Annotated in this window: 21 protein-coding genes; 11 read left to right on the top strand and 10 right to left on the bottom strand. The window is 71.6% G+C overall.

Annotation, left to right across the window (positions count from 1 at the left end; translation table 11 throughout):
• The first annotated feature begins 121 nt into the window (after positions 1-121).
• Genes ABZS69_RS52135 through ABZS69_RS52125 form a run of 3 tightly spaced genes read left to right on the top strand, consistent with a single transcriptional unit; the run spans position 122 to position 2,915 of the window.
• The gene (locus tag ABZS69_RS52135; RefSeq protein ID WP_355388051.1) at positions 122-661 is read left to right on the top strand and encodes a TlpA disulfide reductase family protein; all 540 of its coding nucleotides are present in this window, start codon (positions 122-124) and stop codon (positions 659-661) included.
• Complete coding sequence (locus ABZS69_RS52130) at positions 658-2,454, top strand: ABC transporter ATP-binding protein (protein WP_355388048.1); 1,797 nt, start codon at positions 658-660, stop codon at positions 2,452-2,454. Before ABZS69_RS52135 ends, ABZS69_RS52130 begins: the two co-directional genes overlap by 4 nt.
• Complete coding sequence (locus tag ABZS69_RS52125) at positions 2,451-2,915, top strand: S26 family signal peptidase (RefSeq protein ID WP_355388046.1); 465 nt, start codon at positions 2,451-2,453, stop codon at positions 2,913-2,915. Before ABZS69_RS52130 ends, ABZS69_RS52125 begins: the two co-directional genes overlap by 4 nt.
• Here the strand turns inward: ABZS69_RS52125 and ABZS69_RS52120 are convergent.
• Together ABZS69_RS52120 and ABZS69_RS52115 are read right to left on the bottom strand one after the other, a co-directional pair.
• Entirely contained in the window at positions 2,912-3,379 is a 468-nt protein-coding gene (locus ABZS69_RS52120) for a hypothetical protein (protein WP_355388043.1), read from the bottom strand. The two genes, ABZS69_RS52125 and ABZS69_RS52120, sit on opposite strands and share 4 nt — an antisense overlap.
• A 71-nt stretch (positions 3,380-3,450) precedes the next feature.
• Positions 3,451-4,470: a LacI family DNA-binding transcriptional regulator gene (locus ABZS69_RS52115; protein ID WP_355388040.1), complete on the bottom strand. Its 1,020-nt coding sequence runs from the start codon at positions 4,468-4,470 to the stop codon at positions 3,451-3,453.
• Between the two features lie 31 nt (positions 4,471-4,501).
• On the opposite strand from ABZS69_RS52115, the gene ABZS69_RS52110 reads away from it, so the two are divergent.
• The gene (locus tag ABZS69_RS52110; RefSeq protein WP_355388037.1) at positions 4,502-5,716 is read left to right on the top strand and encodes an MFS transporter; all 1,215 of its coding nucleotides are present in this window, start codon (positions 4,502-4,504) and stop codon (positions 5,714-5,716) included.
• On the opposite strand, the gene ABZS69_RS52105 is transcribed toward ABZS69_RS52110, so the two are convergent.
• Positions 5,652-6,554 carry a LysR substrate-binding domain-containing protein gene (locus tag ABZS69_RS52105; protein ID WP_355388034.1) on the bottom strand — a complete coding sequence of 301 codons (903 nt, stop codon included), beginning with the start codon at positions 6,552-6,554 and terminating at the stop codon, positions 5,652-5,654. The two genes, ABZS69_RS52110 and ABZS69_RS52105, sit on opposite strands and share 65 nt — an antisense overlap.
• Positions 6,555-6,673: 119 nt before the next feature.
• Here ABZS69_RS52105 and ABZS69_RS52100 point away from each other — a divergent pair, with 119 nt between their 5' ends.
• Genes ABZS69_RS52100 through ppk2 form a run of 5 tightly spaced genes read left to right on the top strand, consistent with a single transcriptional unit; the run spans position 6,674 to position 12,116 of the window.
• Positions 6,674-7,429: an enoyl-CoA hydratase/isomerase family protein gene (locus tag ABZS69_RS52100; protein WP_355388031.1), complete on the top strand. Its 756-nt coding sequence runs from the start codon at positions 6,674-6,676 to the stop codon at positions 7,427-7,429.
• Positions 7,426-8,943, top strand: a complete 1,518-nt coding sequence (locus ABZS69_RS52095; protein ID WP_355388028.1) for an AMP-binding protein — start codon at positions 7,426-7,428, stop codon at positions 8,941-8,943. Before ABZS69_RS52100 ends, ABZS69_RS52095 begins: the two co-directional genes overlap by 4 nt.
• Positions 8,944-8,953: 10 nt before the next feature.
• Positions 8,954-10,264 carry an MFS transporter gene (locus ABZS69_RS52090; RefSeq protein WP_355388025.1) on the top strand — a complete coding sequence of 437 codons (1,311 nt, stop codon included), beginning with the start codon at positions 8,954-8,956 and terminating at the stop codon, positions 10,262-10,264.
• A 55-nt stretch (positions 10,265-10,319) separates the two neighbouring features.
• Positions 10,320-11,051 (top strand): DUF3592 domain-containing protein, encoded by a 732-nt coding sequence (locus ABZS69_RS52085; RefSeq protein ID WP_355388022.1) that lies wholly within the window; start codon positions 10,320-10,322, stop codon positions 11,049-11,051.
• 48 nt (positions 11,052-11,099) lie between these two features.
• Positions 11,100-12,116: a polyphosphate kinase 2 gene (gene ppk2 / locus ABZS69_RS52080; RefSeq protein ID WP_355388019.1), complete on the top strand. Its 1,017-nt coding sequence runs from the start codon at positions 11,100-11,102 to the stop codon at positions 12,114-12,116.
• A gap of 8 nt (positions 12,117-12,124) precedes the next feature.
• Here ppk2 and ABZS69_RS52075 read toward each other — a convergent pair whose 3' ends face one another.
• Entirely contained in the window at positions 12,125-12,850 is a 726-nt protein-coding gene (locus ABZS69_RS52075) for a sulfite exporter TauE/SafE family protein (protein WP_355388016.1), read from the bottom strand.
• A 157-nt stretch (positions 12,851-13,007) separates the two neighbouring features.
• Between ABZS69_RS52075 and ABZS69_RS52070 the strand changes: the two genes are divergently transcribed.
• A complete protein-coding gene (locus tag ABZS69_RS52070; protein WP_355388013.1) occupies positions 13,008-13,703 on the top strand; it encodes an alpha/beta fold hydrolase in 696 nt (231 codons plus the stop codon).
• 5 nt (positions 13,704-13,708) lie between these two features.
• Here ABZS69_RS52070 and ABZS69_RS52065 read toward each other — a convergent pair whose 3' ends face one another.
• The 6 genes from ABZS69_RS52065 to ABZS69_RS52040 form a co-directional block, all read right to left on the bottom strand.
• Entirely contained in the window at positions 13,709-18,979 is a 5,271-nt protein-coding gene (locus ABZS69_RS52065; RefSeq protein ID WP_355388010.1) for an SDR family NAD(P)-dependent oxidoreductase, read from the bottom strand.
• 39 nt (positions 18,980-19,018) lie between these two features.
• The gene (locus tag ABZS69_RS52060) at positions 19,019-20,725 is read right to left on the bottom strand and encodes a non-ribosomal peptide synthetase (protein ID WP_355388007.1); all 1,707 of its coding nucleotides are present in this window, start codon (positions 20,723-20,725) and stop codon (positions 19,019-19,021) included.
• A gap of 27 nt (positions 20,726-20,752) precedes the next feature.
• Positions 20,753-21,937: a peptidogalycan biosysnthesis protein gene (locus ABZS69_RS52055; RefSeq protein ID WP_355388004.1), complete on the bottom strand. Its 1,185-nt coding sequence runs from the start codon at positions 21,935-21,937 to the stop codon at positions 20,753-20,755.
• 38 nt (positions 21,938-21,975) lie between these two features.
• The gene (locus ABZS69_RS52050; RefSeq protein WP_355388001.1) at positions 21,976-22,908 is read right to left on the bottom strand and encodes a sulfotransferase domain-containing protein; all 933 of its coding nucleotides are present in this window, start codon (positions 22,906-22,908) and stop codon (positions 21,976-21,978) included.
• Between the two features lie 206 nt (positions 22,909-23,114).
• Positions 23,115-24,287: a hypothetical protein gene (locus ABZS69_RS52045; RefSeq protein ID WP_355387998.1), complete on the bottom strand. Its 1,173-nt coding sequence runs from the start codon at positions 24,285-24,287 to the stop codon at positions 23,115-23,117.
• Entirely contained in the window at positions 24,284-24,769 is a 486-nt protein-coding gene (locus tag ABZS69_RS52040) for a SigE family RNA polymerase sigma factor (protein ID WP_355387995.1), read from the bottom strand. The genes ABZS69_RS52045 and ABZS69_RS52040 overlap by 4 nt, the downstream gene beginning before the upstream one ends.
• Positions 24,770-25,019: 250 nt before the next feature.
• On the opposite strand from ABZS69_RS52040, the gene ABZS69_RS52035 reads away from it, so the two are divergent.
• Positions 25,020-25,373 carry a DoxX family protein gene (locus ABZS69_RS52035; protein ID WP_355387992.1) on the top strand — a complete coding sequence of 118 codons (354 nt, stop codon included), beginning with the start codon at positions 25,020-25,022 and terminating at the stop codon, positions 25,371-25,373.
• The last annotated feature ends 56 nt before the right edge of the window (positions 25,374-25,429 follow it).

The following is a 25,429-nucleotide window of genomic DNA, read 5'->3' as shown; positions in this document are numbered from 1 at the left end:
ACGGGCGCGACCGCGGTGGTGCCGGCGCTGCTCGTCTCCCGCCTCGACGAGCTCGTGAAGCTCTTCCGCATCAACGACGTCGAACCGCCCGTCAGCGAACCCGACAACAGGGGGGAACAGCATGACCGTACTCGTCGTGGCCGTCGTCCTGGTGGCAGCACTCTGCCTGCTGGACCTGCTGCTCACGTTCGGGGTGATCAGGCGACTCAAACAGCAGGCCACCCAGCTGCAGGGGCTGCTGCAGGGAGACCACTTCGACCTTCAGGACATCCTGCCGGTCGGCTCGCAGATCGGTGACTTCGACGCGGTGACGGTCGGCGGCGAGCGCGTGTCCGGCGGCAGGCTGACCGGCAACACCGTGGTCGCGTTCTTCTCGACCGACTGCGGGCCGTGCAAGGAGGCCCTGCCGGGCTTCGTGGAGACGGCGCGGGAGACGGCGGCGCGGGTCCTCGCGGTCGTCGTCGGCGACCAGGGCCGCGCCGCCCCGATGGCCGAGCAGCTCGGGCCGGTCGCGCAGGTGGTGGTCGAGGAGCTCGGCGGGCAGGTCAGCCGGGCGTTCGGGGCCAACTCCTTCCCCGGCTACTGCGTCGTGGACGCCTCCGGGCGCGTGATCGCGACCGGGCCCGGCGTCCTGCGGCAGCCCCTCCCGGCGATCGGGTGAGATCGACCGCCGGGCAGGCCCTGACCCTGGTGTGGCGGGCCGCCTCCGTCACCCTCCTCGCCTACCTGGCCTGCGTGCTGCTCGCCTCGGCCGCGCCCGTGGTCATGGCGTGGCTGACCAAGCTGGTTCTGGACGGGCTGGTCCTGGACGGGCTGGTCACCGGCCGCCCCCTCACCCCGCTCGCGGCCGGGCTGGCCGCGGCCGCGCTGACCGGCGCGCTCGTCCAGCAGGCCGGTCAGTACCTCCGCGCCGAGCTGGACCGGCGGGCGGGGCTGAGCGCGCGGGCCGAGCTCTTCGCGGCGGTCGGGCGCTGGCGGGGGCTGGCCCGGTTCGAGGACCCGGTCATGCTCGACCGCCTGCGGCTGGCCGAGCAGAGCGCCGCCACGCCCGGCCGCGTCGTGGACGCGCTGTTCGGCCTCGGGCGCGGGATGGTGACGCTGGCCGGGTTCGTCGCGTCGCTCCTGGTGATCAGCCCCGCGTTCACCGCCGTCGTGATCGTCTCGGCGCTGCCCGCGCTCCTCGCCGAGCTGCGCCTGTCGAGGCGGCGGGCGCGGGTGCTGTGGGAGGTCGGCCCCGCCGAGCGGCGCGAGCTGTTCTACGGAAACCTGCTCGGCAGCGTGGACGGCGCCAAGGAGATCCGGCTCTTCGGTCTGGGCGGCTTCCTGCGCGGCCGGATGATCGCCGAGCGGCGGGCGGTGGACGCCGCCAAACGCGCCATGGACCGGCGCGAGCTGGCCGCGCAGGGCGCGCTCGCGGCGCTGTCCGCGCTCACCGCCGGCGCCGGGCTGATCTGGGCCGTCGGGAGCGGGCTGTCCGTCGGCGACGTGTCGATGTTCATCGCGGCGGTGGCCGGGATCCAGGGCGCGATCGAGGGGCTGGTCGGCTCCACCGGCCAGGCGCACCAGCAGCTCCTGATGTTCGGGCACTACACCGCTGTCCGCCGCGCCGAGCCCGACCTGCCCTCGCCGGACGCGGGCGGGCCGCCGCCGCTGCGGCGCGGCATCGAGCTGCGCGACGTGTGGTTCCGCTACAGCGAGGACCATCCGTGGGTGCTGCGCGGCGTCAGCCTGTTCATCCCGCACGGCCGGGCCGTCGCGCTGGTCGGCCTGAACGGCGCGGGCAAGAGCACGCTGGTCAAGCTGCTGTGCAGGTTCTACGACCCGCAGCGCGGCGCGATCCTCTGGGACGGCGTGGACCTGCGCGACCTCCCCGCCGACGGGCTGCGCGCCCGGATCGGCGCGGTCTTCCAGGACTTCATGGCGTACGACTTCAGCGCCGCCGACAACATCGCCGTGGGCGACCTGGCGGTGCTGGGACGGACGGCTCCGGTCGAGGAGGCGGCGCGGCGAGCCGGGGTCCACGACGCCCTGGCCCGGCTGCCCCGCGGCTACGACACGCCCCTCACCCGCATGTTCTTCGGCGAGAACGACGACGGCGACCCCGAGACGGGCGTGCCGCTGTCGGGCGGGCAGTGGCAGCGGGTGGCCCTGGCCCGCGCGTTCCTGCGCGGCGACCGGGACCTGATGATCCTGGACGAGCCGAGCGCGGGGCTGGACCCCGACGCCGAGTACGAGGTGCACAGCCGGCTGCGGGAGATCAGGGCCGGTCGGACCAGCGTGCTCATCTCCCACCGGCTCGGCTCCATCCGCGCCGCCGACCTGATCGCGGTGCTGGTCGATGGGCGGGTGGGGGAGATGGGCCGGCACGACGAGCTGCTCGCCCGCGCAGGCTCGTACGCCAGGTTGTGGGCCAGGCAGGCCTCGGGATACGTCGATGCGGAGAGCGTTCCATGATTGTCGCGATCGTTGTGGTCCTGGTGCTCGTGGTGATGGTGGTGCTCCGGAGGCGCTACCTGGTGGTGACGGTGCGGGGGCACAGCATGGGGCCCACGTACCGGCCGGGGGACAAGGTCCTGGTACGGCGGGTCGCGGCGGCGGCGGTCAGGCGGGGGCAGGCCGTGGTCTTCAAGACGCCCACGGGCGGGGCCACCGACGCGACGGCGGCCCAGAGCCGGGCCTGGGAGGAGGAAGAGGGAGAGGTCTTCGACTGGGACGTGGAGCTGCTCATCAAGCGGGCCGTGGCCACGGGCGGCGACCGCGTCGGCTTCCCCGTGCCCGGCGGGCCCACCGTGCCCGCCGGGCATCTGGCGGTGCGGGGCGACAACGCCAAGGAATCCTTCGACTCCCGACATTTCGGATATGTCAGTCCGGAGTGGGTGGTGGGCGTCGTCGTACGCCGGCTCGGGGCCGCCTAACCCCGTCTCCTGGCCAGATCGGCGAGTTCGCCGATGATCTGGCGGGTCGCGGCCTCGGTGGCGGGGTCGGGGGTCCTGCTCGCGGCGGCCATGACCAGGCGGTAGCCGAGGACGGCCAGCTCCTCGCCCAGCGGCCAGACCGGATCGTCGCCGGGGGAGGCGGCCGGGGCGGTGACGGCCTGCGTGGCGAGGCCGCGGTGCGCGTCCAGCCAGGCGGCCGTCTCCTCGGGGCGGCAGCCGCAGGCTCTGGTGAAGGCGCCGACCAGCTCCCGCCGGGGCAGCCGGTTGCGGCCGAACGCCGAGGCCAGCGTGCTGTACGGCAGGCAGTCCCCGGCGGCCGTCGCGCGGGCTTCGAGCTGCCGGTAGGTCAGCCCCGACCACGCCTTGAGGCGGCGCAGCCCCGCGACGAACTCGGCCGGAGTGCGCGGCCCGGGAGGCGGCGTCCCAGGAGTACGGTCTGTCACGGCCGAAGAGTGCGGCGGCGGCCGTTGAGATCTTGTTGAGGATCCGTCGACGCCCTGCGGCGGGTCGCGGATCAGGACGTGACGCTCCACGGGATCTCTTGGTCGTCCGGGGGGCGGCCGGGGTCGAGGGCCAGCCGCGCGCAGCGGCGTCCCTGGTCACGCAGCGGGTTGGTGACGGACGTGATGCCGAGCCGCCGGCCGGCCGGCGACGCGTCCCAGCCGAGGTAGGCCGCCTCCGGGTGCGTCTCGTGGAGGGCCTGGTGGGCGCCCAGGGCGAGTTCGTCGCTCATGGCGATGACGAGCGCATCGGGGGTGAGCAGGGGGGCGAGCTCCCGTGCCGCGTCGAGGCCGTCCTGCTGGGTGTTGCGTGCCACGACGGCGACCGGTGTGCTCGTCCAGCTGAGCCCGGCCTGCTCGACGGCGGCGCGATAGCCGCGCAGGCGGGCGTCGGTGACGGGGAAGGGCGCGTGTGGCGGCAGCCCGGCGCCGGTCGTCACCAGGTGCTCGCGGTCGCGATCGAGCGGGAAGGAGATCACGACGGGCGTCCGGCCGTCGCGGAGCCCCTGGGACGCGATCGCGAGCGCGGCCCGGTAGTCGTCCTGGGTGACGCACGCGATCCCCCGGCGCGGCGGGCCGCCCTGGATGACGGCGGGGCGGGGGTCGCCGGCGACCGCCGCCAGCACCGGATCGTCCTCCGCGGTGGTCCACAGCACGAAGCCGTCGACCGCCGCGGACAGCACGCGATCGGCGTCGGCGGCGTCGCCCCGCGTGGGGATGAACGTCAGGCCCCTGCCCTCCTCGACGCAGACCTCCGCGACCCCGGCCAGGAACTGTGCCGCCTGGGGATCGTCGAACGCGTACGCCAGGTGCTCGCTGAAGACCACCCCGATCTGATGCGTTCGCCCGGATTTCAGCGCGCGGCCCACGGCGTCGGGGCGGTAGCCCAGCTCGTCGGCCGCACGGCGCACGCGCTCGCGGGTGGCGGACGCGACCCGCGCCGGCCGGGTGAAGGCGTAGGAGGCGGTCATGGGGGACACCCCGGCACGAGCCGCCACATCCTTCAGCGTCACGCGTCTGCGGTCGGTTGGCACGGCACCATCTTATTTGTGTAGCGTTACACATGTGTCGACCGTGATCGCTCCCCCCGCTGCCCTGTTCCGCGCGGCGCCGTTCCTCGGCTTCGCCGGATTCGGCGTCTTCTGGGGCGTGTGGGGCGCCACCCTGCCCCTGCTGCGTGACCGAGCCGGTGTGAGCGACGCGGAGTTCGGCGTTGTGCTGCTCTTCGTCGGCGCCGGAGCCCTGCCCGCGATGCTGCTGACCGGGCGGCTCGTCGACGTGCTCGGCCTGCGTGTCGCCGGAGTGCTGCTCGCGCTGCTGGGCGTCATGGGCGTCGTGCTCTTCGCCGCCGCGGTGAACTACGCCGCGTTGTGCGCCGGCATCCTGCTGACGGGAGCGAGTTCGGGGGCGGCCGATGTGGCGCTGAACACGCTGGCGGCGACGGTCGAGAAGCGAACCGGGCGCCCCGTCGTGACCCGTTCGCACGCGGCGTTCTCCGCCCTGGTCGCGGTCTCCAGCCTGGGCACCGGCGTGCTCACCGGGATCGCGGACAGCCTGCTGGTGAACTTCGCCGCGGGCGCCGTGGCGGTCGTGGCGCTCGGCCTGGCCGTCGTCGCCACGACGCGCTCAATCCCCGCTCAGGACGCCGCCGCACCTGAGGGCCAGGGCACGCTCACGTGGTGGATCGCCCTGGTCACGGTCGGTGCGATCGGCGCGTTCGCGTTCGCGGCGGAGAACGCCTACCAGTCCTGGAGCGCCGTCCTGCTGACCGACGCGTTCACCGCCTCGCCGGCGCTGGCCGCCGTCGCGCCGGCGGCCTTCGCCACGACGGCGGCGCTGACCCGGTTCGCCACCGGCACGGTCACGTTGCGCCACCCGATCGCCACGCTGGTCGCGGCGAGCGTGATCGCCACGGCCGGAGGCGTGCTGACGGCGTTCGCGCCCACGATGCCGCTCGCCCTGGGCGGCATCGTCGCGGCCGCCGCGGGCACCTCGGCGCTCTTTCCCACCCTGCTGTCCTACGGGCTCCGGCCCGTCCCCGACGGGTCACGGGGCCGGGCCACGTCCGCCATCTCCACGGTCGCCTATCTCGGTTACCTCGTCGGCCCGGCGTATTTCGGCCTGCTCGCCGATGCCACCGGGGTGCAGAGGACGTTTCTCGGGATCGCCGTGCTGACCGCCGTGGTGCTGGCGGCGATCCCGGCGCTGCCGGCGCTCAGGCGAGCAAGGCGTGGCCGACCTCGCGCAGCCCCGCCAGGGCCGCGTCGGCGAAGGCCGTGACGACCTCGCCGCCCTGCGCCGGCAGCCACACCGCCGAGGTCGACCAGGTCAGCCGGGGCTCGTCGATCGGCCGCCACACCAGCCCGGCGGGCAGCCCGTCGTACGGCTCCTCGTTCAGGTGCGCCCCCAGCCCCGACATGACGAGGCCGTGCACGAAGTGGGGGTTGCGGGCGTGCCTGATCGCGCCGGGCAGGAACCCGTTGTCCCGGCACGCCTCCAGCATGTGGTCATAGAGCTGGGGCGCCATCTCCCGGGGGAAGATCACCAGGGGTGACCCGTCGAGCGAGCGCAGGCGTACCACCTCCTGCCGGGCCGCGCGGTGGTCGGCGGGCAGCACCACGCCGAGCCGCCGGTGGACGACCTTGCTGGACTCCAGCCCCACCGTGTCGCAGGGATGCCGGACGAGGCCCACGTCGAGCTCCTCCGCGCGCAGCTTGGCGAGCTGGCTGGCGGTGGTCAGCTCGTGCAGCTCAAGCAGCACGTCGGGGACGTGCTCGGCGAACGTGGCCACCAGCGTCCTGAGCGCCATCGGCGTCGTGTCCGGCGGCACACCGGCCCGGAGCACGCCCGAGTCGCCAGGACGGATGCGGCGCATGGCCTCGCGGGCCGCGTCCGCCCGCTCCAGCACCCCGCGCGCGTGTTCCAGCAGCAGCGCGCCGGCCTCGGTGAGCGAGACGCGGTGCGGGTTGCGGTCGAACAGCCGGACGCCCAGCTCCCGCTCCAGGTCGCGGATGCGCTGGGACAGCGGCGGCTGCGCCATGTGCAGCCGCTCCGCGGCCCGGCCGAAGTGCAGCTCCTCGGCGACCATGACGAAATAGCGCAGGTGGCGTAGCTCCATCACCCTGACCATATCGCTCTGATATCGCCAAGAGTCCACATTGATGTTGGCCAGCACCCCTCAGGACCTGGTTATATCCCCCGCAAGCCCCGTTGACCTGCGAAGGGACACTAGTGAGTGTGCTGCTGGACCGTGACGGACCCGTCGCGGTGATCACCCTGAACCGTCCGGAGAAGCTGAACGCCTGGACCGCCGAGATGCGGGAGCGGCTGATCGAGCTGCTGCGCGCGGCGGGCGCCGACCCGGAGGTGGGCGCCGTCGTCCTCACGGGGGCGGGGCGCGCCTTCTGCGCCGGTCAGGACCTGGGAGAGACCGCCGGGATCGACCCCGGCGACCACGCCGCCTCCGACGCCTGGATCGACGGCTTCGACCGGCTCTACCGGGCGGTGCTCGACCTGGACAAGCCCGTCGTGGCCGCGGTGAACGGGGTGGCGGCCGGCTCGGGGTTCCAGTTCGCGCTCCTGGCCGACCTGCGCATCGGCCACGCGGGCACCCGGATGGGCCAGCCCGAGGTGCTGTCCGGCATCCCGAGCATCACCGGCATCTGGGCCATGTGGGGCGTGCTCGGTCGCGCGAAGACCATCGAGTTCGCGCTGACCGGACGCCTGGTCTACGGCGCCGAGGCCGAGCGGCTCGGCCTGCTGACCCGGCTCGTGGGGGAGGGCGACGTGCCGGCCGCAGCCGTGGCGCAGGCCAAGGAGCTGGCCGCGCTGCCGTCCGGGGCGGTGGCGCTGACGAAGGGGCGGCTCAGGGAGCTGGAACGGGACGCCCTGGCCGACTCGGTCGCGGCGGCCAAGCAGGTGCACGCCGCCGCGTACGCCTCGGGCGAGCCCCAGCGGGAGATGGCCCGTTTTCTGAAGGGACGCGCCAAGTGACCGAATGGAGCGTTCCCGAACGCTACAACATGGCCGTGGACGTGGCCGACCGCCACCCCCGCGAGAGCGTGGCGCTGATCTTCGAGGACCACACAGGAGCGCACGAGGAGGTCCGCTGGGGCGCCGTGCAGGACCGCTCCCGCCAGGTGGCCGCCTGCCTGCACGGCCTCGGCGTACGCCCCGGCGACCGGGTGGCGGTCATGCTCCCGCAGCGCACCGACACCCCGGCGACCTACCTGGGCGTGCTGCGTACCGGCGCCGTGCTCGTGACCATGTCCCTGCTCTGGGCCGACGACCAGATCGCCTACCGGCTCGCCGACTCCGGCGCGTCCGTGCTGGTCACCGAGGCGGGCGCGATCCGGCGGGCGGGCGGGTACGGCGGGACCGTGGTCGACGTGGACGACCCGGCGATCGGCCTGCTGACACCGGAGTTCGAGGACGCCGACACCGCCGCCGACGACCCCGCGCTGATCTTCTACACCTCCGGCACCACCGGCCCCGCCAAGGGCATCGTGCACGCGCACCGCACGCTGCTCGGCCACAACGAGTTCCGGCACTGCCACGACCTGCGCCCCGGCGACGTCTTCTACGGCGCGGGGGAGTGGGCCTGGTCGATGGCCAAGCTCATGGGCCCGCTCAGGGCGGGCGCGACGCACCTGGTCTACCGCCCGGCGGCCGGGTTCGACCCGGAGGGGCTGCTGGCCAGCATGGCGCGCAACGGGGTGACGACCGGCCTGGTCAACCCCACGTTCCTGCGCAAGATGCGCGAGGGGACGCCCGACGCGGGCCGCCGGTACCCGCAGCGGTTCCGTACGATCTGTTGCGCCAACGAGCCGCTCACCGCCGACCTGATCGGCTGGTTCCGCGAGCAGTTCGGGGTCACGCTGCTCGACTACTACGGCTCGACGGAGTCGTACCCGCTGATCGGGAACTTCCCGGGGACGCCGGTCAAGGAGGGGTCCATGGGCCGGCCGCTGCCCGGCTGGGACGTGGCCCTCCTCGACGAGCGGGAGCGGCCGGTCCCGGCGGGCGAGGTCGGCGAGATCTGCCTGCGTACGCGGAGCAACCCGCAGTTCCCGCTCGGCTACTGGAACCGCCCCGAGGCCTCCCGGGAGGTGTTCGGCGGCGAGTGGTTCCACACCAAGGACCACGCGCGCGTGGACGAGGACGGCTACTACTGGTTCCTCGGCCGCGTCGACGACGTGATCAAGACCTCCGGCTACCGCGTCGGCCCCGACGAGATCGAGGAGGCGCTGCGCGCCCACCCCGCCGTCGCCGACGTGGGCGTGGCCGGGGTGCCCGACCCCGTACGCGGCCAGGCCGTCAAGGCGTGGGTCCGACCGGCGCCCGGCTACCTGCCGGGCGAGGAGCTGGCACGGGAGATCCGCGAGTTCGCCAAGACCACGCACTCGCGCTTCGCCTACCCCAGGGAGATCGAGTTCGTGGACGAGCTGCCCCGGTCGGCGACCGGGAAGATCCAGCGCGCCCAGCTCCGGCTCCGCCACCAGAAATAGGGAGTGAGCAATGACCCCCCACACCTCCGCGGCCGTCCGGCGCAAGGTCACCATGGCCTCCGCGATCGGCAACTTCGTCGAATGGTTCGACTCGGCGGCGTACGCGGTGATGTCCGCGACGATCGCCAAGCTGTTCTTCCCCGACTACGACCCGGCCGCCGCGCTGCTCGCCACCTGGGCGATCTTCGCGGGCGGGTTCGTCGCCCGCCCGCTCGGGGCCGCCTTCTTCGGCAGGTACGGCGACCGCCTCGGCCGCAACAGGATGCTGGCGCTGACCATCCTGACGATGAGCGGCGCCACGTTCCTCATCGGCATCCTGCCCACCTACGCCGCCTGGGGCACGGCCGCGCCGATCCTGCTGTTCCTGCTGCGCTGCGCGCAGGGCTTCTCGACGGGCGGCGAGTACACGGGGGCGTCGGCGTTCATCGTGGAGTACGCGCCCGAAGATCGGCGGGCCCGGTTCGCCGCCGCCGTCCCGGTGACCGTGGGCCTGGCCAGCGTGGCCGGCTCCGGCGTCGGCTTCCTGATCACCTCGACGGTCACGGCCGAGGCGCTGCAGAGCTGGGGCTGGCGCGTCCCGTTCCTGCTGGCGGCGCCGCTCGGGCTCATCGGGCTCTACCTGCGCTCCAAGGTCGAGGACACGCCCGTGTTCCGGTCGCTGGAGCAGCGCGACGCGGTCGAGCAGGCGCCGCTGCGCGAGGCCGTGCGCCGGTGCGGCCGCCAGATCGTCACACTCTTCGGATACAGCATCACCAACGCCGTCGGGTACTACCTGATGAGCAGTTACATGATCGCGTACATGTCGGAGGAGCTCGGCTACACCAAGAGCCAGGCCCAGCTCACGAACGTGGTCTCGATGCTCGCCTACAGCGTGGCCTGCCTGTTCGCGGCGGCGGCCAGCGACCGGTTCGGGCGCCGGCCCATGCTCGTCGTCGCGTGCGCGGGCTTCGTGCTGCTGCCGCTGCCGGCGTTCTGGCTGATGGGGTCGAGCCTGGCCGGGGCGATGGTCGGCACGTCGGTGCTGGCGATGCTCGTGTCGGTGATCGGCACCTCGAACGTGCCGGCGCTGGTGGAGATGTTCCCCGCGAAGGTGCGGGCCAGCGGCTCGGCCATCGGGTACACGGCGGCGTACGTGCTGTTCGGCGGCACTGCCCCGTTCGTGGCCACGGGGCTGGTCTCCGCGTCGGGCAGCGCGGTCGCGCCCGCCTACTACGTGGTGGGGGTGGCGGCCGTGTCGCTGGTCGTGGTGCTGACCCGGTTCAGGGAGACCCGCGGCCTGGCGCTGGACCGGGGCGTGGACCAGGTCACCAGCGAGGCTTGAGCACCGCGCGGGCCTCGGCCTTCCCGCATTCCTCCGCGTTCGGCAGACTCCTCCTATGCGCAACGGACGGCTCTTCACCATCGTGGGCGGGATCTTCGGTCTGATCGGGCTGGTGCTGCTCTGCGTCGGCGTCGCGCTCGCCGCCTCCACGGCGAGCTTCCTGGCCTCGGCAGAACGGACCGACGGCACCGTGGTCGGGCTGACCGAACGGACCACCACGACACGGGGCTCCGACGGCCGTACCCGCACGAGCACCGCGTGGTACCCGACCGTGGAGTACACCGTCGGCGGCAGGCGGCACTCGTTCCAGAGCTCCACCGGCGGCAACCCGCCGTCCTACGAGAAAGGCGACACCGTACCCGTCGCCTACGACCCGGGCGATCCGTCCGACGCGCGGATCGCGTCGTTCTGGTCGGCGTTCCTCGCTCCGGTGATCGTCGGGGGACTGGGCGTGGTGTTCACCCCGATCGGCACGGTCCTGTTCGTCAAGGGACGACGGGCCGTCCGGCAGCGGGCCTGGCTCTTGGCGCGGGGCAGGCAGGTGTGGGCGGAGATCGAGCACGTGGGGCGTGACTTCAGCGTGCGGGTGAACAACCGGCACCCGTACGTGGTCCATGCGACGTGGCAGGACGAGGGGACGGGCCGGACCTACACCGCGGCCAGCGACCATCTCCGCGACGACCCGGCTCCCCGGCTGCGGGGCCGGACCCGCGTTCGCGTGCTGTACGACGCCGCCGACCCGGATCGCAACCTGGTCGACCTGGACGCGAGCCCGGCCCAGCCCTGACGGACCCCGGCAGGCGGCGGCCGCGCCCTGCCCAGATCATGGTGATCTGTGCGGGATTTACCTGATCGTCCAGAACTGTTCTGCCTGCGGTTTGATGGGTACGGGAAGCTGGAGCGTGGCGAGAACGACGAGGCGGTGGACGTGAAGCGGTTTGCCCTTCCGGACGCGGAGCAGGTTCGTTTGCTGGACTCGACGCCGGGCCTGATGGTGGACGACAGTGACGATGACGATCCGGTGCTGCTGCGGCCCGACGGCAGCCGGGTCGACACCTGGCGCGAGCACTATCCGTATCCCGAGCGGATGGAGCGGCACGAGTACGACCGCGTCAAGCGGCTGCTCCAGATCGAGCTGCTGAAGCTGCAGTACTGGATCAAGGCGAACGGGGAGCGGCTGGTCATCCTGTTCGAGGGCCGGGACGCGGCGGGCAAGGGCGGCACCATCAAGCGTTTCATGGAGCACCTCAACCCGCGCGGCGCCACGGTGATCGCGTTGGAGAAGCCGTCGGAGCGCGAGCGCACCCAGTGGTACTTCCAGCGCTACATCGCTCACCTGCCCGCCGCCGGGGAGATGGTCCTGTTCGACCGTTCCTGGTACAACCGGTCCGGGGTCGAGCGCGTGATGGGCTTCTGCACCGAGGCCCAGTGCCGCGAGTTCATGCTGCAGGCGCCGCAGTTCGAGGGGGCCCTGGTACGCGACGGCATCCGGCTGATCAAGCTCTGGTTCTCGGTGACCCGCTCCGAGCAGCGCACCCGCTTCATCATCCGCCAGGTAGATCCCGTACGGCAGTGGAAGCTGTCGCCGATGGATCTGGCCTCGCTCGACAGATGGGACGACTACACCGTCGCGAAGGAGGACATGTTCCTCCATACCGACATCCCCGAGGCGCCCTGGACAGTGATCAAGAGCAACGACAAGAAGCGCGGCCGGGTGGAGGCCATGCGCTATGTGCTGAGCCTGTTCGACTACGACAACAAGGACGGCGAGGTGGTCGGCACTCCGGACCCGCTCATCGTCCGGTCGGCCGCCGACATCTTCGAGGAGGACCACACCGGCCCGCCCGCCTGACCGCGAGGTCAGCCGTTGAGCGCGCTGGCCAGGGTCACCGCCGCGCTGACGAGGAGGGCCGCCAGCAGCACCTTGCGGAAGCGGTCCGGGTCGATGCGGCTGAAGATCGCGTTGCCGGCGAACCACCCCAGCTGCACGATGGGCACGCCCACCAGCCCGATCCAGAGCGACTGGGAGTTCACCTCGCCGGCCACGGCGAAGCCGATCAGGCTGAACACGCTGGTGCCGGCGAACACCGCGGAGAGGGTGGCGCGGAACTTGGACGGGTCATAGCCCATGCCCTGGAAGGCGGCGACCATCGGCGGCCCGTTGGTGCCGGTGGAGGTGGAGAGCGCGCCGGACAGGAGGCCGACTCCCACCAGCGTGGGGACGTTTCCCGGCACCTTCACGCGCCGCCACACCATCACGGTGCAGCCCAGGACTCCGACCCCGATCAGCGCCGTGAGCACCCGCTCGGACGCCACCGCGTACACCCATAGGCCGAGTGGCAGGCCGAGCACGATGCCGACCATGGCGATCATGGCCACCTTCCACTCGGCGTGGTGACGCTGGCGTACGCCGATCGTGATGGTCATGGCCAGGGCGGACAGCGTGGTGGAGACCACGGCCGTGTGGGGGTCGACCGTGAGGGCCAGCAACGGGGTGGCGATGAGGGCGTACCCGAATCCGGTCACCGCGTGCACTGTTGAGGCGATCAGGATAATCACGGCGGCAGCAAGCAGCGTCGTGGACACCTATCACATTTTGCCATAGATCTATTTCAATGATCCAGTATTGCCGGAAAATTGGCTGCGGGCGGAGGATGTTGCGGTATGTGAAGAGTCGTCGGCGAATAGTCGGCGCGGCGCGTCCCTGCATTTTTGTCAATCGATGTCAATAGGAGCGAATGACATGGTTGGTCAGGAAGCGAACTACATTGTCAGCCCGGCACTCGACGCAGATCAGGCCGTCATTTTCGTTCCCGGTCTGGGCGGCGGGACGAAGTTCGTGGACCAGTGGAACGAGCCGGGCCGGGAACCTGTCATCCGCCGGGCCAACTGGAGCGAGCCGATGAGCGTGCCCTCCGTCGACGAGCGCGGCGCGGCGCTCGCGTCCCTCGTCGCGGGCTCCGGCGCCACGGAGGTCGTGCTCGTGGGGCACAGCATGGGCGCGCTGGTCTGCCTGGAGGCGGCCGGGCACCTGGAGCGGCAGCTTCGCGGCGTCATCGTCATGTGCCAGTACCCGCCGCATCGCACGCCCCTTTCGCCTCTGGCGGAGCTGCCGGACCGGGCGCTGGCCGAGGAGATCGAGGCGCCGCAGCACATCATGGACACGGTGGCTCTCCCCGAGTACGCGCGTCTCTGGCGCTCGGAGTACCGGCTGCTCAATCGCTATCTGGAGTCGGATCCGCGCCCGATGCTCAAGGCGCCGATCATCGCGGTCGGCGCCTCGGACGACGCGAGCTCCTGGGACACCGAGTGCCTCGATGACTGGAGCCATTACACGACGGGATCGCTGTCGGTCCACCTGATCGACGGCGGCCACCAGGTCGTCGAGCGGCTGCCGTCGGAGACTCTTCGCGAATGGGTCAGGAAGGTCGGTGACTGAACACCTCACTCGGTCAGTCGTCGCAGCTCGGCGACCAGCTCGGCCACCGTCGGGTGGTCGAAGATCACCGCGATGCCGACGTCCACGCCGAACGCCCTGCGGATCTCCTCGACCAGTCCCACGGCGGCGAAGGAGTCGCCGCCCAGGTCGAAGAAGTTCTGGTCGGGGCGGACCGACTCCACGCCGAACTCGGCGCACCACATCCCCGTCAGCCGGGCCTCGAGCGGGGCCTCGTCCGACGGCGCTCCGTCCGAGGTCCGCGCGGGTGCCGTGGCCGGGGCGTCCGGCTGCCCGCCGCCGCGGTCGTCCGGCAGGTCCTCGGGGTTCTTCAGGACGGCGGCCTCCCCCGACATGGTGATCGCCACCTGCCGGTGGCCGGGCCGGCCCAGGATGCGCAGCAGCATGCCGACCCCGGTCGCGGGCGTGATCCCGTCGTCGGGCGGCGGGTCCTGCCCGGCGTCGGTGTCTCGCTCCGCACGACGGGCGTCGGGGGCGACCATGGATTCGTCGACGCGGCGCATGGTGAAGCCCCTGACCTCGACGGCGACGTCACCGCTGGGCGTCAGCACGTCGATGTCGGCCACGATCGTGTCCGAACCGCTCGGGCGCCGGCGGATGTGGCTGTACGCGAGGCCCGGTATCGGCCGGTGCACCACGATCGACTGGTACGCGAAGGGCGCGTGCGGAGGCTCATGATCAGGATCCCGCGCCAGCGACACCGCCGCGTCCAGGAGGGTGGGGTGCAGGGCATGCTCGTCGAGCTCATGGTCGAACGCCTCGGGGAAGGTGAGCACGGCGAGCTTCGTGCCGAGGTCCTCCTCGGAGATCCAGATCTCCTCTCCCGGCCATCGCGGGCCGATGGTGAACAGCCGGTTTTCAGGGTTGTTCACGGGTATCCGCCGCTCGGGCAGCGACGCGCGCAGCCCGTCCAGGTCCACCTCGTCCGCCGTGGCGTCCACCAGCCGGATCTCGCCCGTCGTGTGGACGCGGTAGCCGTCGGGGGACGACGAGAGCGGCGCGGTGCGCACGGTGAACCGCCAGAGGTCCTCGTGCGGCTCGAAGCCGACCTCCAGCGACACGGGCTCCGGGGTCGTGATCGGCTGCCGGAAGACCATGTGGCGCAGCTGCGCGGGGTGTCCGTTCGGGCGGTCGAACGCCTCGCGGAAGGCGCGCAGGACGAAGTCGACCTGGGCCGTGCCCGGCAGCACCGGCACGCCGTCCATGCGGTGCTCGTCCAGGATCGGATAGTCCTCTGCCGACAGCGGCGTCGACCAGCGGCGTTCCTCCGTCCCCGGCCCGGAGCGCCCGGCCTGCGGTCGCCCTTCGCGGGCGGCCATGCCGACCTCGGCCCACGACGGCCAGTTGATGGTCATCGAGGCGCAGCCGGCCAGGGGCTGCCGGCGCACCACCGCGTCGAGGAAGGCGTTCGCCGCGGCGTAGTCGGCGCTGCCCACCAGGCCCCTGAGCGCCGCGCGGCTGGAGAAGGCCACGAAGAAGTCGAGGTCCGCCCGGTCCCGCAGCACCTCGATCAGGGCCAACGTGCCGTGGACCTTCGGCGCGAGCGTCGCCGACATCTGCTCCCGCGTCCGGAACTGGATCATGCCCCCTCCCGCCAGGCCGGCGAGGTGGAACACTCCGTTGATGCCGCCGAAGGAGTCCGACGCCCGGTCGATCACGCGCCGCAGCGCTTCCACGTCGGTCACGTCGCAGGGCTCGACGCGGCACTCGGCTCCCAGCGCCCGGATCTCGGCGAGCTCGGCGTCGTGCCCGCCTGCCGCGTGGCGGCCCAGCAGCAGCAGCCGTGGCTGCAGGCCGGTGTCCGCCAGGCCGCGCGCCACGGCCAGACCGAGGCCGCCGAGCCCGCCGGTGATGACGTAGGCGCCCCCGCGGCGCAGGTCGGCGGGGCCCACCCCGTCGGGGACGAACTCCCGCTCGCCGGGGACCCAGCGCCGATCCCCCCGCAGGGCGACGATCTCTGATCGCTCGGGGCCGCGCAGCTCCGCGAGCAGCCGATCGTCGGTCACGCCGTCCTGGACGTCGACGAGCTTGCACCTGGCGCGGGGGTTCTCGAGCATGTAGCTGCGCAGGAGTCCGAGCAGCATGGCGCGTACCGGGTGCACGGTCTCGCCGCCCGTCACGTCCGCGGACAGCTCGGTGACGACCAGGACGTCGCGGGCGCGCTTGTCGGGCGCCCGCCGCGCCGCTTCCTGCAGGAGCGCGACGATCCGGTGGAAACCGGCGTCGAGCTGGTCGTCGATGCTGCTCAGGTCGGGTTCGGGCAGGTCTCCGAGCTGCGTCGCGTCGATGATGAGCTCCGGGTATCGCTGCGCGTCCCTCAGATCGTCCAGCAGCCGGACGACGTCCTCGGGGTGGCGGGGGCGGATCACGAACTCCGGGCTCCGGTCCGCCGCTCCCGAGTACGCCGAACCGTGCCGCACCCGTGACACGTCGTCCCACCCGGCCCGGTCGAGCAGGGCGGCCAGTTCGCCGGCCCGTCGTGGATCGCCGGGCAGGAACACCAGCGACCGCCCCCGTACGCCGGTGTCGAGGTGCCCGGCCGGTGCGGCTTCCACCCACGTGGGCAGGCGGAACACCGCTCCGCCCGCCAGCTGTCCCGCCTCCTGGGCGGGCGGGCTGCTCGGAGCGGCCCGCTCGATCCAGTACCGCTGGCGTTGGTACGGGTAGCCCGGAAGCGGCACGCGTTCACGAGGACCCGCCGATGACGACCAGTTCACCTCCGCGCCGAGGGTCCACATCCGGGCCAGCGCGTGGAGGAACGAGGCGCGTTCGGTGGCGCCCTTCGACGGCCCGTTCGGGAGCGTCGGCACCGCCAGGTGCCGCCTGGCGCGTACCTGGGGATGTGAACGGGCCAGGGTGGTGAGCGTCCGGCCGGGGCCCACCTCCACCAGCACCCGGTCGCCGTCGGACAGCACGGCCTCCAGCGCCCGCCCGAACAGGACGGGCCGGGTGAGCTGCCGGGTCCAGAAGTCCACGCTGCTTGCCTGCGCCGCCTCCACCGGGCCACCCGTGGACGCGGAGTAGAGCTTCCAGCGGGGCCGGCGTGGCCGGATGCCGTCGAAGGCCAGGCGGAACCGCTCGGCCGCGCCCGTCATGGCCGGGGTGTGGAAGGCGTGCCGCGCTCTCAGCCGGGACGCGGCGAGCCCCGTCCCCGCGAGGACCTCGTCCTGGAAGCGGCGCACGTCGTCCGCCGATCCGCCGACGACCGTCCGGCGGTCGCCGTTCACCACGGCGACGTTCAGGCTCCCGAAGAGCAGCGGTGACACGGTGTCCACGTCGGCGGCGACCGCCACCATCGCGCCCTGGGGTGACTCGTCCAGCGCGCGGGCTCGGGCGCTCACCAGCCGTACCGCCTCCGGGAGGGTGAACACCCCGGCGAGCGCGGCGGCCGCGAGCTCCCCGACGCCGTGGCCGAGCAGCACGTCGGGCTCGATGCCCAGCGCCAGCCACAGCCGCCCCAGCGCGTACTCGACGCTGAAGAGCAACGGCTGCGCGGCCGTGGTGTCCTCCAGGCCCTCCGGCGACTCCTCCCACATCTGCCGCAGTGGCAGGCCGCAGGCGTCGAACAGGGCGAAGCACTCGTCGAGTGCCGCGCCGAACGCCGGCTCGGTGCGGTAGAGCTCGGCCGCCATGCGGGGGTGCTGCGCCCCTTCCCCCGGGAACAGGAATACGGTGCTCCGCTCTGCCCGCTCCTCCGGGGTGACGGTTCGCCTCGCGCGGTCGAGCACGGCGCCGGCCGCATCGGACAGGCTCTCGACCACCACCGCGCCGCGGACCGGGTGCGGCGTGCGCCCCTTCTGCAGCGTGAACGCGACATCGGCGAGCGGGGCCGCGCTCTCCTTGAAGGATCGGGCGAGCTGCTCCGGGTAGGCCTCGGCCGCGGACGGCGTCCGTCCCGACCACACGATCAGCTGCGTGGTCCCGGAAGCCGGGGCGGGCGCGCGGGGCGGTGCCTCTTCGAGGATCGCGTGCGCGTTCGTGCCGCCGATCCCGAAGGAGCTGACCCCTGCCAGGCGCCGGTGGCCGGCCGCTCGGGGCCAGGGCCGCAGCGTGTCGTTGACGAAGAACGGCGAGTCCCCGAGCCCGAGGAGCGGGTTCACCTCCTGGAGGTTGACGCTCGCGGGGATCTGCTCGTGGTCCAGCGACAGCGCGGCCTTGATCAGCGAGGTGATCCCCGCCGCGTGACCCAGGTGGCCCACATTTCCCTTGATCGACCCGATGGGGCACCGCCCGGGCGCGAGCTCCGGAGCCGCCCGAGCACCGAACGCCTTCCTCAGCGCGGCGATCTCGATGGCGTCACCCAGCCGGGTCGCGGTGGCGTGCGCCTCCACGTACCCGAGGTCCCCGGGGCCCACGCCGGCGACCTCCATGGCCCTCAGCACGACCTCCGCCTGCCGGTCGGCGCTGGGCGCGGTGAAGCCGACCTTGTTCGCGCCGTCGTTGTTGACGGCCACGGCCCGGATCACCGCGGTGATCCGATCGCCGTCGGCCACGGCGTCGGCGAGTCGCTTGAGCACCACGACGCCGACGCCGCTGGCGAAGATCGTGCCGCTGGCCGCCGCGTCGAAGGGACGGCAGTGGCCGTCCCGGCTCAGCGGGCCGTCCTGGGCCCACCAGTACCCGTGGCCGACGGGGAACTCGACGTCGGCACCGCCCGCCAGCGCGACGTCGCACTCGTGGAGCCGAAGCGCGTTCACGGCGAGATGCACGGCCACGAGCGAGCTCGAACACGCGGTCTGCACGGTCATGCTGGGGCCGGACAGGTTCAGCTTGTACGAGACCAGCGTCGACGCGCTGTCGGGGTTGTTCCACATGCCGGCCGCCATGCCGGTGGCGCTCCGCAGCGCCTCCAGGTTCCCCAGCAGGCGGCCGATCCCGTAGCGGTTCGCGGCGACCGACGAGAACACGCCTGCTCTGCCGAGCCCGGAGGCGTCATAGCCGGCGTTCTCGACGGCGGCGTGCGCGGTCTCCAGATACAGCCGCAACTGCGGGTCGCACGCCTCGGCGTCCCGCCTGGTCAGGCCGAAGAACTCGGCGTCGAACAGGTCGATGCCCTCGGGTTCCGCCACCGCCCGCACGTACGCCGGGTCGTCCAGCGCTTCCCGCGACACGCCGCTCGACCGGAGCTCGTCCTCCGACGGGAAGCGCACTGCCTCTTTCCCGGCCACGAGGTTGTTCCAGAGCTGCCGGGTGTCGAGCGCCGCCGGGAACCGACCGGCCATTCCGATGATCGCGATCGGCTCAACGAGGTTGCCCATATCGTCCGCCCTCCGATTCGCTTGCCCCCGTGCCGGAGGTCAGGCCGAGTTGTCCAGGTTTTTCTGCAGGTAGTCGGCAAACGCGTTCAGGGATGGGTACTGGAACACCAGCACGGGAGAGATCTCCGTTCCGAGACGGACGGAGACCTCCGACACGAACCGCATGAGGGACATCGAGGTGAAGCCGGCTTCGAAGAAGCCGCCGTCCGGGTCGATCCGGCCTTGGCCGAGAACGGACCGCGCGCTCTGGTGAAGCACCTCCCGCAGCGTCGGCGCCTCGTCGGCCGGCTCGCCCCCGTCGTTCTCCGGCAGTGAGTCACGCACCTCGATGCTCGACGGCACGACCGCGGGGTCCAGGCAGCCGTGGAGCACCGCACGAACCGCGTCGGCGTCCACCGCCGACGTGGGGCTCCGTACGACGGTCAGGCGTACGGAGCCGACTCCGTTGCCGTCTTCGACGAACGTCGCCGCCGAGTCGAGGACGCCGTCGACCCGGGCGGCCACGCCCTCGATCTCGTCCAGCTCCACCCGCGTGCCGTTGACCTGGACCTGCCGGTCCGCCCGCCGCACGAAGCACATCGAGCCATCCGGCAGCCGCCGGACGATGTCGCCGGTGTCGTACCAGCGCCGGCCGCCGTGTCCGGGAGCCAGCAGCGGGGTGCCGTCCGTGTAGCCGAGTGCGCAGGCGGACGCCTCCACGTGCAGCCGGCCTTCCTGACTCTCACCCTCGGAGGCGTCCGTGGGCACGATCCTGACGGCGGCATGGCCGAGCGCGCGTCCGATGGGGATCGGGTCCCGGCTCGCGGCCCCCGTACCGGGCGGTATCCGGTGCATGCACAGGACCTGCGGGGTCTCCGACGCGCCGTAGCAGTTGACGACGGTGGCCTGGGGGGCGAGCCGCGCCGTCGACCGCAGCGCCGCGGCCGTGAGCCGGGCCCCCACCGAGCAGACCAGCCGCAGGCTGTGGACGGGCAGCCCCGAGCCCGCCATGAGCTGGAGGAGGACCGGCGAGCCCTGGAGCACGGTGATGGAATGCTTCGACAGCCAGGCCGCCATCAGCCGGGGATCCGCGGCCGTGCGGCTGTCGGGGATGAACAACGTGGCGCCGGTGAGCCAGGGCGCGATCAGCTCCCGCAGGCTCGGGTCGTGGCCGGGCCTGCTGAGAAAGGCGACCCGATCGCACTCGTCCATGGGCAGTTCGGTGAAGAACGCCACGCCGGCGGCCTCGAAGGCCGCCCGGCCGACGACGATCCCCTTGGGCTTTCCCGTCGTGCCGGACGTGAAGAGGATATGACTGACTTCTCCCAGGTCCTCGCCGGGCAGGCGCGCGGGTGACGGCACGTCGTCGTTCCCGTCGGGGTCCAGCAGCTCCAGACCGGCCAGGGCGGACGACGGTCCGAAGGCCGCCACGGCGCCGGTGGCCGCCAACGCCGCGCGTACCCGCTCAGGACCCCAGTCCCCCAGGATCGCCGGGACGGCGCCCGCGCTCCAGATCCCCATGATCCGCGCGACGAACTCAGGGCTGCGCTCCGCCGGCACGCCCACCACGCGGCGCTTCAGGTGGTGACCCCGAACGACGCCGCTGACGTCCTTGCTGAGCGCGGCGACCTCGCCGAAGGTGATGTCACGATCCTCGTGGACCAGGGCGACCCTGCTCAGGTCGCGGGGCGCCCGTCCGAACAGCCCTGGCGCGGCGGTGCTGGTCGTGTCACGGACAAGGCCGGTCGGCTCGTCCACTCGGCTCACGTTAGCCTCCCTCTGATCGATGTCGCGTCACAACAGCTCATCCCACGCCGAGTGAAAGTACTTGGGGTGAGTGCCGCGTAGTTCGCGCCAGTGCTTCTTGCGGGTCTCCGCCGGCGCGGAGTCGATCTGGCGGTTCGGGCGCTCTCCGGTCGCCGCCCACGCCAGGTGCATGAGCGGGAGCACGGCCGAACCGCGCCGGGCCTTGCCCAGCTCCGCCCCCGCGCCGGTGACGACTCTCGACAGGCCCATCGCGTAGGCGTGCTTGATGGGTTCGTAGATCGCCGCGTTGAAGTACACGAACGGGTCCGGCGCCTCGTCGTCGAGACGCCCGAAGTCCGTCACGTACAGCCGGTTACGCCAGCGGCACATGACCCCGGCGCCGACTACCCGACCCCCCACCCGGCACAGCACGGCCGTCGCCGAGGCGTCGCCCAGCGCGGACGCGTACGCCGACAGGCGTCGCGTGACCGTGTCCACGCTGTACGCCATCCCGTACTTGGACCGCACGTTCACGATCATCGGCGCGACGGTCGTGATGGCGTCACGCAGCGGGACGGTCTCGGTCGCGCACTCCTTGGCGAACAGGCCCACCTCCCTGCGGACGCTGGTGCGGGTGTTGCGGGGCAGCGTCGCCAGGTAGTCCTCGAAGCCCTCGCCGGGGAGCTCCAGCTCGGTCTGCGCGACGCTCGCCAATCGGTGGTGGTCCCCGCCGCCGATCACCGGCGCGAGCTCTCGCCAGGCGGAGGGGTCGAGGAACAGGAAGAAGGTGTACGGGAGCCCGCGCTCTGCCGCGACGGCGCAGGCGGCGTCCCGAAGTGCGTGCAGGACCGCCGTCCTGGTCGAGCCCGGCAGAGCGCGGTCCAGGATGAGCCGCGTGCTGAATCCGGCGCAGGAGCCGGCCAGCAGTCCGAGTCGATGCGAACCCGCGGTGTGCAGAAGGTCCTGGAAGTGGAGCTCCGGCCAGTACAGGTAGTCACCGCGGCTGGGGAGTGAGTCATAGAGGGGGAGGGCACCGAGGATGCGAGGGTGCCCGGGCCGTCGGGCGATCAGGTACGTGACGGGTGCGTCACCGGATTGTTCGAGAGCCCGCAGCCACGCGCGGCTCTGGAACAGGTCCAGCGGGTCGGCGACGTCATCCCAGACACGTCCGGCGACGTCCCCCAAGGAGGGGACGCGCTCGACCGTCACGAGCCCGGGCACTTCTGGCGGCATATCCGGAATTTCCTGATACGTCATCGGAAGTCACACGGTCAGTCGGCCCCGTGATGGAGCCATTCGAGCAGGTCCGGCTCTGCGAGCTCGACTATCCGGCGGTCGTAGTGCGCTCGGTCGTCGTCGGTGAGGAACTGCTGCCATTGACCCGACTTGCCGCTGCGGAAAAAGCGCTCGCGGTCGCGGATGTAGCCCAGTTGCTCGTCGGGTGCGAGGTCGGCCGCGCGATTGCGCATCTGCTGGAACGTGGCGGCCTCGACCAGCTCAGGCCACCTGCTCTCGTCGATCTCGATGTCGAGTCGTGCGGCGAGCCGTCGCATCTGGCCGGGGAGGTCTTCGGAGAGTTCGGCGTAGTGCAGCAGGATGACGTTCGGCTCCGCGCGGCGGATCCACGCGCGGCTCTGCGTCCAGATCAGCGCACGCAGCGAGTCGAGGTTGTCGTGCGGGGAGTCGTCGTTGTCCACCCAGCGCAATAAATAAGACCGCTCGTCGAGGAGGTCCCTCTCGTCATGACCGTCGACCGGGGCGTCGGCCGCCCCGCCGTTGGGGTGGGCGGCCTGGTGGATCAGACGACGGATCACCTCTCGTTTGAGGTTCTTGCCGTGGCTGCGCAGGGAGATGGCGACATCGCGTGGATCCCGCCCCACCGTGATGTAGGTGACCTGCGGATCGGTCGGGATGCCGTCGAGCGGGATGTGGGTCTTGATGAAACGGCGGTGGTGCTGCGCGGCCAGGTGGTCCCAGACCTCCTGCTTCGGGCGTACGAGCATGTCGATCCACGGTGAGAGGCTCGACAGCGGTGCGGGCAGTTGGGGCGTCTGGAGGACCAGGAGCGCGCAGATCATCTGGGTCCAGGTGGTGCCGCACTTCGCAGGTGAATTGATGACGATGTCGCCAGGCCGGAATTCGAACCCCTCCCACCGGGAGCTGTCCTCCATCGGTGTGAGGTAACGAGCTAGATGCGCCGTCATTTGTGTGAGTTTAATCACTGGACGAGAGTTAAGGAAGGTATGTGATTGTCCGTGTGCATTCTGTAAAAGTGCCAGCAAATTGGTGACATTACCTATCTGACTGCACGGGAATTTTTGACACAAAAAAGCTCCCGCCAGGACATGTGCCCCAAGCCTGGTCATTCCGCATTTTCATAAGAACTCTTATGGAAATGCGGGATGAGTGCTCACCAACCGCGCAGGGAGTAGGCGGTCACCTCCTCGGGCAGGTCGGCGACGCGTGACAGCGCGCCGGTCTTGATGTTCCAGCAGAGCAGCCGGTGCCCGCTCTCGACGATCACCGTGTCCTGGCTGATCCACCCGCGTACGGGGCAGCCGCCCTTCCCGCACCTCTTGGCCGGGGAATCACCCCAGGGCAGGAAGAGCGTCCTGACCACATGTCCCGTGTCGGCGTCGGCCACGACGACCACGTCGGCGCTCCCGCCCTGTTCGTGGTGGGCGAACGCGGACCTGGCGACGAGGTTGCCACGCTGCCATCCGTGGTTGCCGAGGACGCCCACGGGCATGCTGCCGTCGGAGGTGATGCCCCGGACGTCCAGCATCACTTCCGACCCGCCCTCCTGGATGACCGTCCGCCCGCCTTCGTCGGGCGAGGCGATCCTGAGGTCGCGGTAGCCCGCGACACCCGTGAAGCCCTTGTACGGCTGCCGCCGCACCTTCCCCGTGGCCAGGTCGAGCAGGTGGTTCGCCTTCTCCTGCTCGACGAGGAGCTGATCGCCGCGCCAGAGCACCACCTCGTTGAACCCCGGCACCGGGTAGCGCCTGGCCTGGCCGATGACGAGGTCGACGACCACCACCTCGTCCTTCTGCGGAAAGGCGGCCATCGTCCCGTCGGGGGAGAGCGAGTTGGGGTTCAGCGGCGTCCCGCCGTTGCCGGCCGAGTCCACCGGATCGTCCAGCTTCACATCGAGCGGGATCCGGCCGCCGGATTTCAGCTGGTAGATCCGCCCGTCGCCGAACTCGGCCAGCGCCAGAACGGGTCCGGGAACCGCGGTCACGACGGGGAGGCCGGCCCACCTCTCCGGCAGGTCGGTCGCCAGTTCGGGCAGCCCCGCCTCACCGCTGGGCGGCGGCGCCGTGTCCATGGCGGGGGTCGGCGCGGCCGTGGGCGTGGGGGTGAGGCTGGGATACACGGCGATGCCGCGCTCGACCGGCTCGGGGGACACGACGATCTCCACCACGAGGAGCGCGGTGACCGTCGCGACCACCGCGGCCACCGCCCACCGGCGGCGGGCACGGCCCCGCGTTCCCCGCCGCCACAGCTCGCCCGCGCGCGACGGCCCCTCGGGCAGACTCTCAGCGAGGTCGTCGAAGAGCTCCCGCAGCCTCTGGTCCGTCATATCAACACCTCTTCCAGCTCGGGAGCGACCTCGCGCAACCGCTTCAGTGCGGCGTGCGTCTGGCTCTTCACCGTCCCGGGCGAGATCCGGAGGATCGCGGCGACCTCCCCGACGGGCAGGTCCTCGTAGAAGCGCAGCACCAGCACCGCCCGCTGCCTCACCGGCAGCCTGGCCAGCGCGCGGGCGAACACCACCTTCAGGTCCGACGCTCCCGAGGTGTCATGATCCGCCTGGTCGGGCGGCTCCCCGTAGGCGAACTCCCGCCGCCGCCGCCAGCGGGACGCCACGTCCCTGTACAGGGTGGTACGCACGTAGTTGACCGGATCGGTGTGCACCTTCGACCAGCGGCGCGCCAGCTTGATCAGGGCGTCCTGGAGCACGTCCTCGGCCAGATGCCTGTCACCGCTGATGAGGATGGCGGCACGCAGCAGCCGCGGGTGCCAGGCGGTGACGAAGGCCTCGAACGCCTCGGAGTCCGTCATATAGACAAGACGCCCGGGAGGCGGTGAACGGTTGGGGCCTTCACGAAATCCGCGGGATCAGCCGCCACCGGCGGCACGTCGCCTGACATTCCCGGCGGCTGTTTCGTCGGACTACTCGGACACCGGGTCGCAAGGCTCGAACATCCGCTGAGCTCGAGAAGGGAGCCCTCGCCATGCCCACCCGCGCGCCGCCTGGAACACGATGCCTGTCGATGCAAGTTCTTCAAGCGAACCACCATAAGGAGGGCCCTTGTTCACCGTTTATGCCACGGTCACCATCTTCGCCTCGCTGCTGAACGGCAGCTCAGCCGTGGTCTACCTGATCGGCCACGAGTTTCCCAAGACGCAGTTGGACATGAAGGGTTTGCCGCGGGCGTGGGGGCCGGTGCTGGGCATCATGCTGGCCGCGGGCGCTTTGGGGCTGCTGGGCGGGTTCGCCGTGCCCATGCTGGGGACCCTCGCCGCCGCCGGCCTGGTGCTGTACTTCACCGGCGCGCTCCTCGCGCACCTGCGAGTGGGCTCCCGTGATCTGGTGAACTGGAGCGGATTCTTCGCCACCTCGGTGGCCGCGCTGGGCGTGAACCTGGCCTACCACTGGTCGTGATCCGTGGGGCGGGCGGCGCTGACCGCGCCGTCCCGCCCGGATCGTCCGGCGCCGGC

It is taken from the genome of Nonomuraea sp. NPDC005650, assembly GCF_040605375.1.
Taxonomy (GTDB): domain Bacteria; phylum Actinomycetota; class Actinomycetes; order Streptosporangiales; family Streptosporangiaceae; genus Nonomuraea.
The sequence above is the reverse complement of the archived record's forward strand: the minus strand, read 5'-3'. Positions and strand labels throughout refer to the sequence as shown.

Coding starts and splice junctions, on each gene's coding strand:
- ABZS69_RS52135 (WP_355388051.1), top strand. CDS start 122: ATGACCGTACTCGTCGTGGCCGTCGTCCTGGTGGCAGCACTCTGCCTG.
- ABZS69_RS52055 (WP_355388004.1), bottom strand. CDS start 21,937: ATGCCGCCAGAAGTGCCCGGGCTCGTGACGGTCGAGCGCGTCCCCTCC.
- ABZS69_RS52125 (WP_355388046.1), top strand. CDS start 2,451: ATGATTGTCGCGATCGTTGTGGTCCTGGTGCTCGTGGTGATGGTGGTG.
- ABZS69_RS52070 (WP_355388013.1), top strand. CDS start 13,008: ATGGTTGGTCAGGAAGCGAACTACATTGTCAGCCCGGCACTCGACGCA.
- ABZS69_RS52105 (WP_355388034.1), bottom strand. CDS start 6,554: ATGGAGCTACGCCACCTGCGCTATTTCGTCATGGTCGCCGAGGAGCTG.
- ABZS69_RS52045 (WP_355387998.1), bottom strand. CDS start 24,287: ATGACGGACCAGAGGCTGCGGGAGCTCTTCGACGACCTCGCTGAGAGT.
- ABZS69_RS52050 (WP_355388001.1), bottom strand. CDS start 22,908: ATGACGGCGCATCTAGCTCGTTACCTCACACCGATGGAGGACAGCTCC.
- ABZS69_RS52090 (WP_355388025.1), top strand. CDS start 8,954: ATGACCCCCCACACCTCCGCGGCCGTCCGGCGCAAGGTCACCATGGCC.
- ABZS69_RS52040 (WP_355387995.1), bottom strand. CDS start 24,769: ATGACGGACTCCGAGGCGTTCGAGGCCTTCGTCACCGCCTGGCACCCG.
- ABZS69_RS52065 (WP_355388010.1), bottom strand. CDS start 18,979: ATGGGCAACCTCGTTGAGCCGATCGCGATCATCGGAATGGCCGGTCGG.
- ABZS69_RS52085 (WP_355388022.1), top strand. CDS start 10,320: ATGCGCAACGGACGGCTCTTCACCATCGTGGGCGGGATCTTCGGTCTG.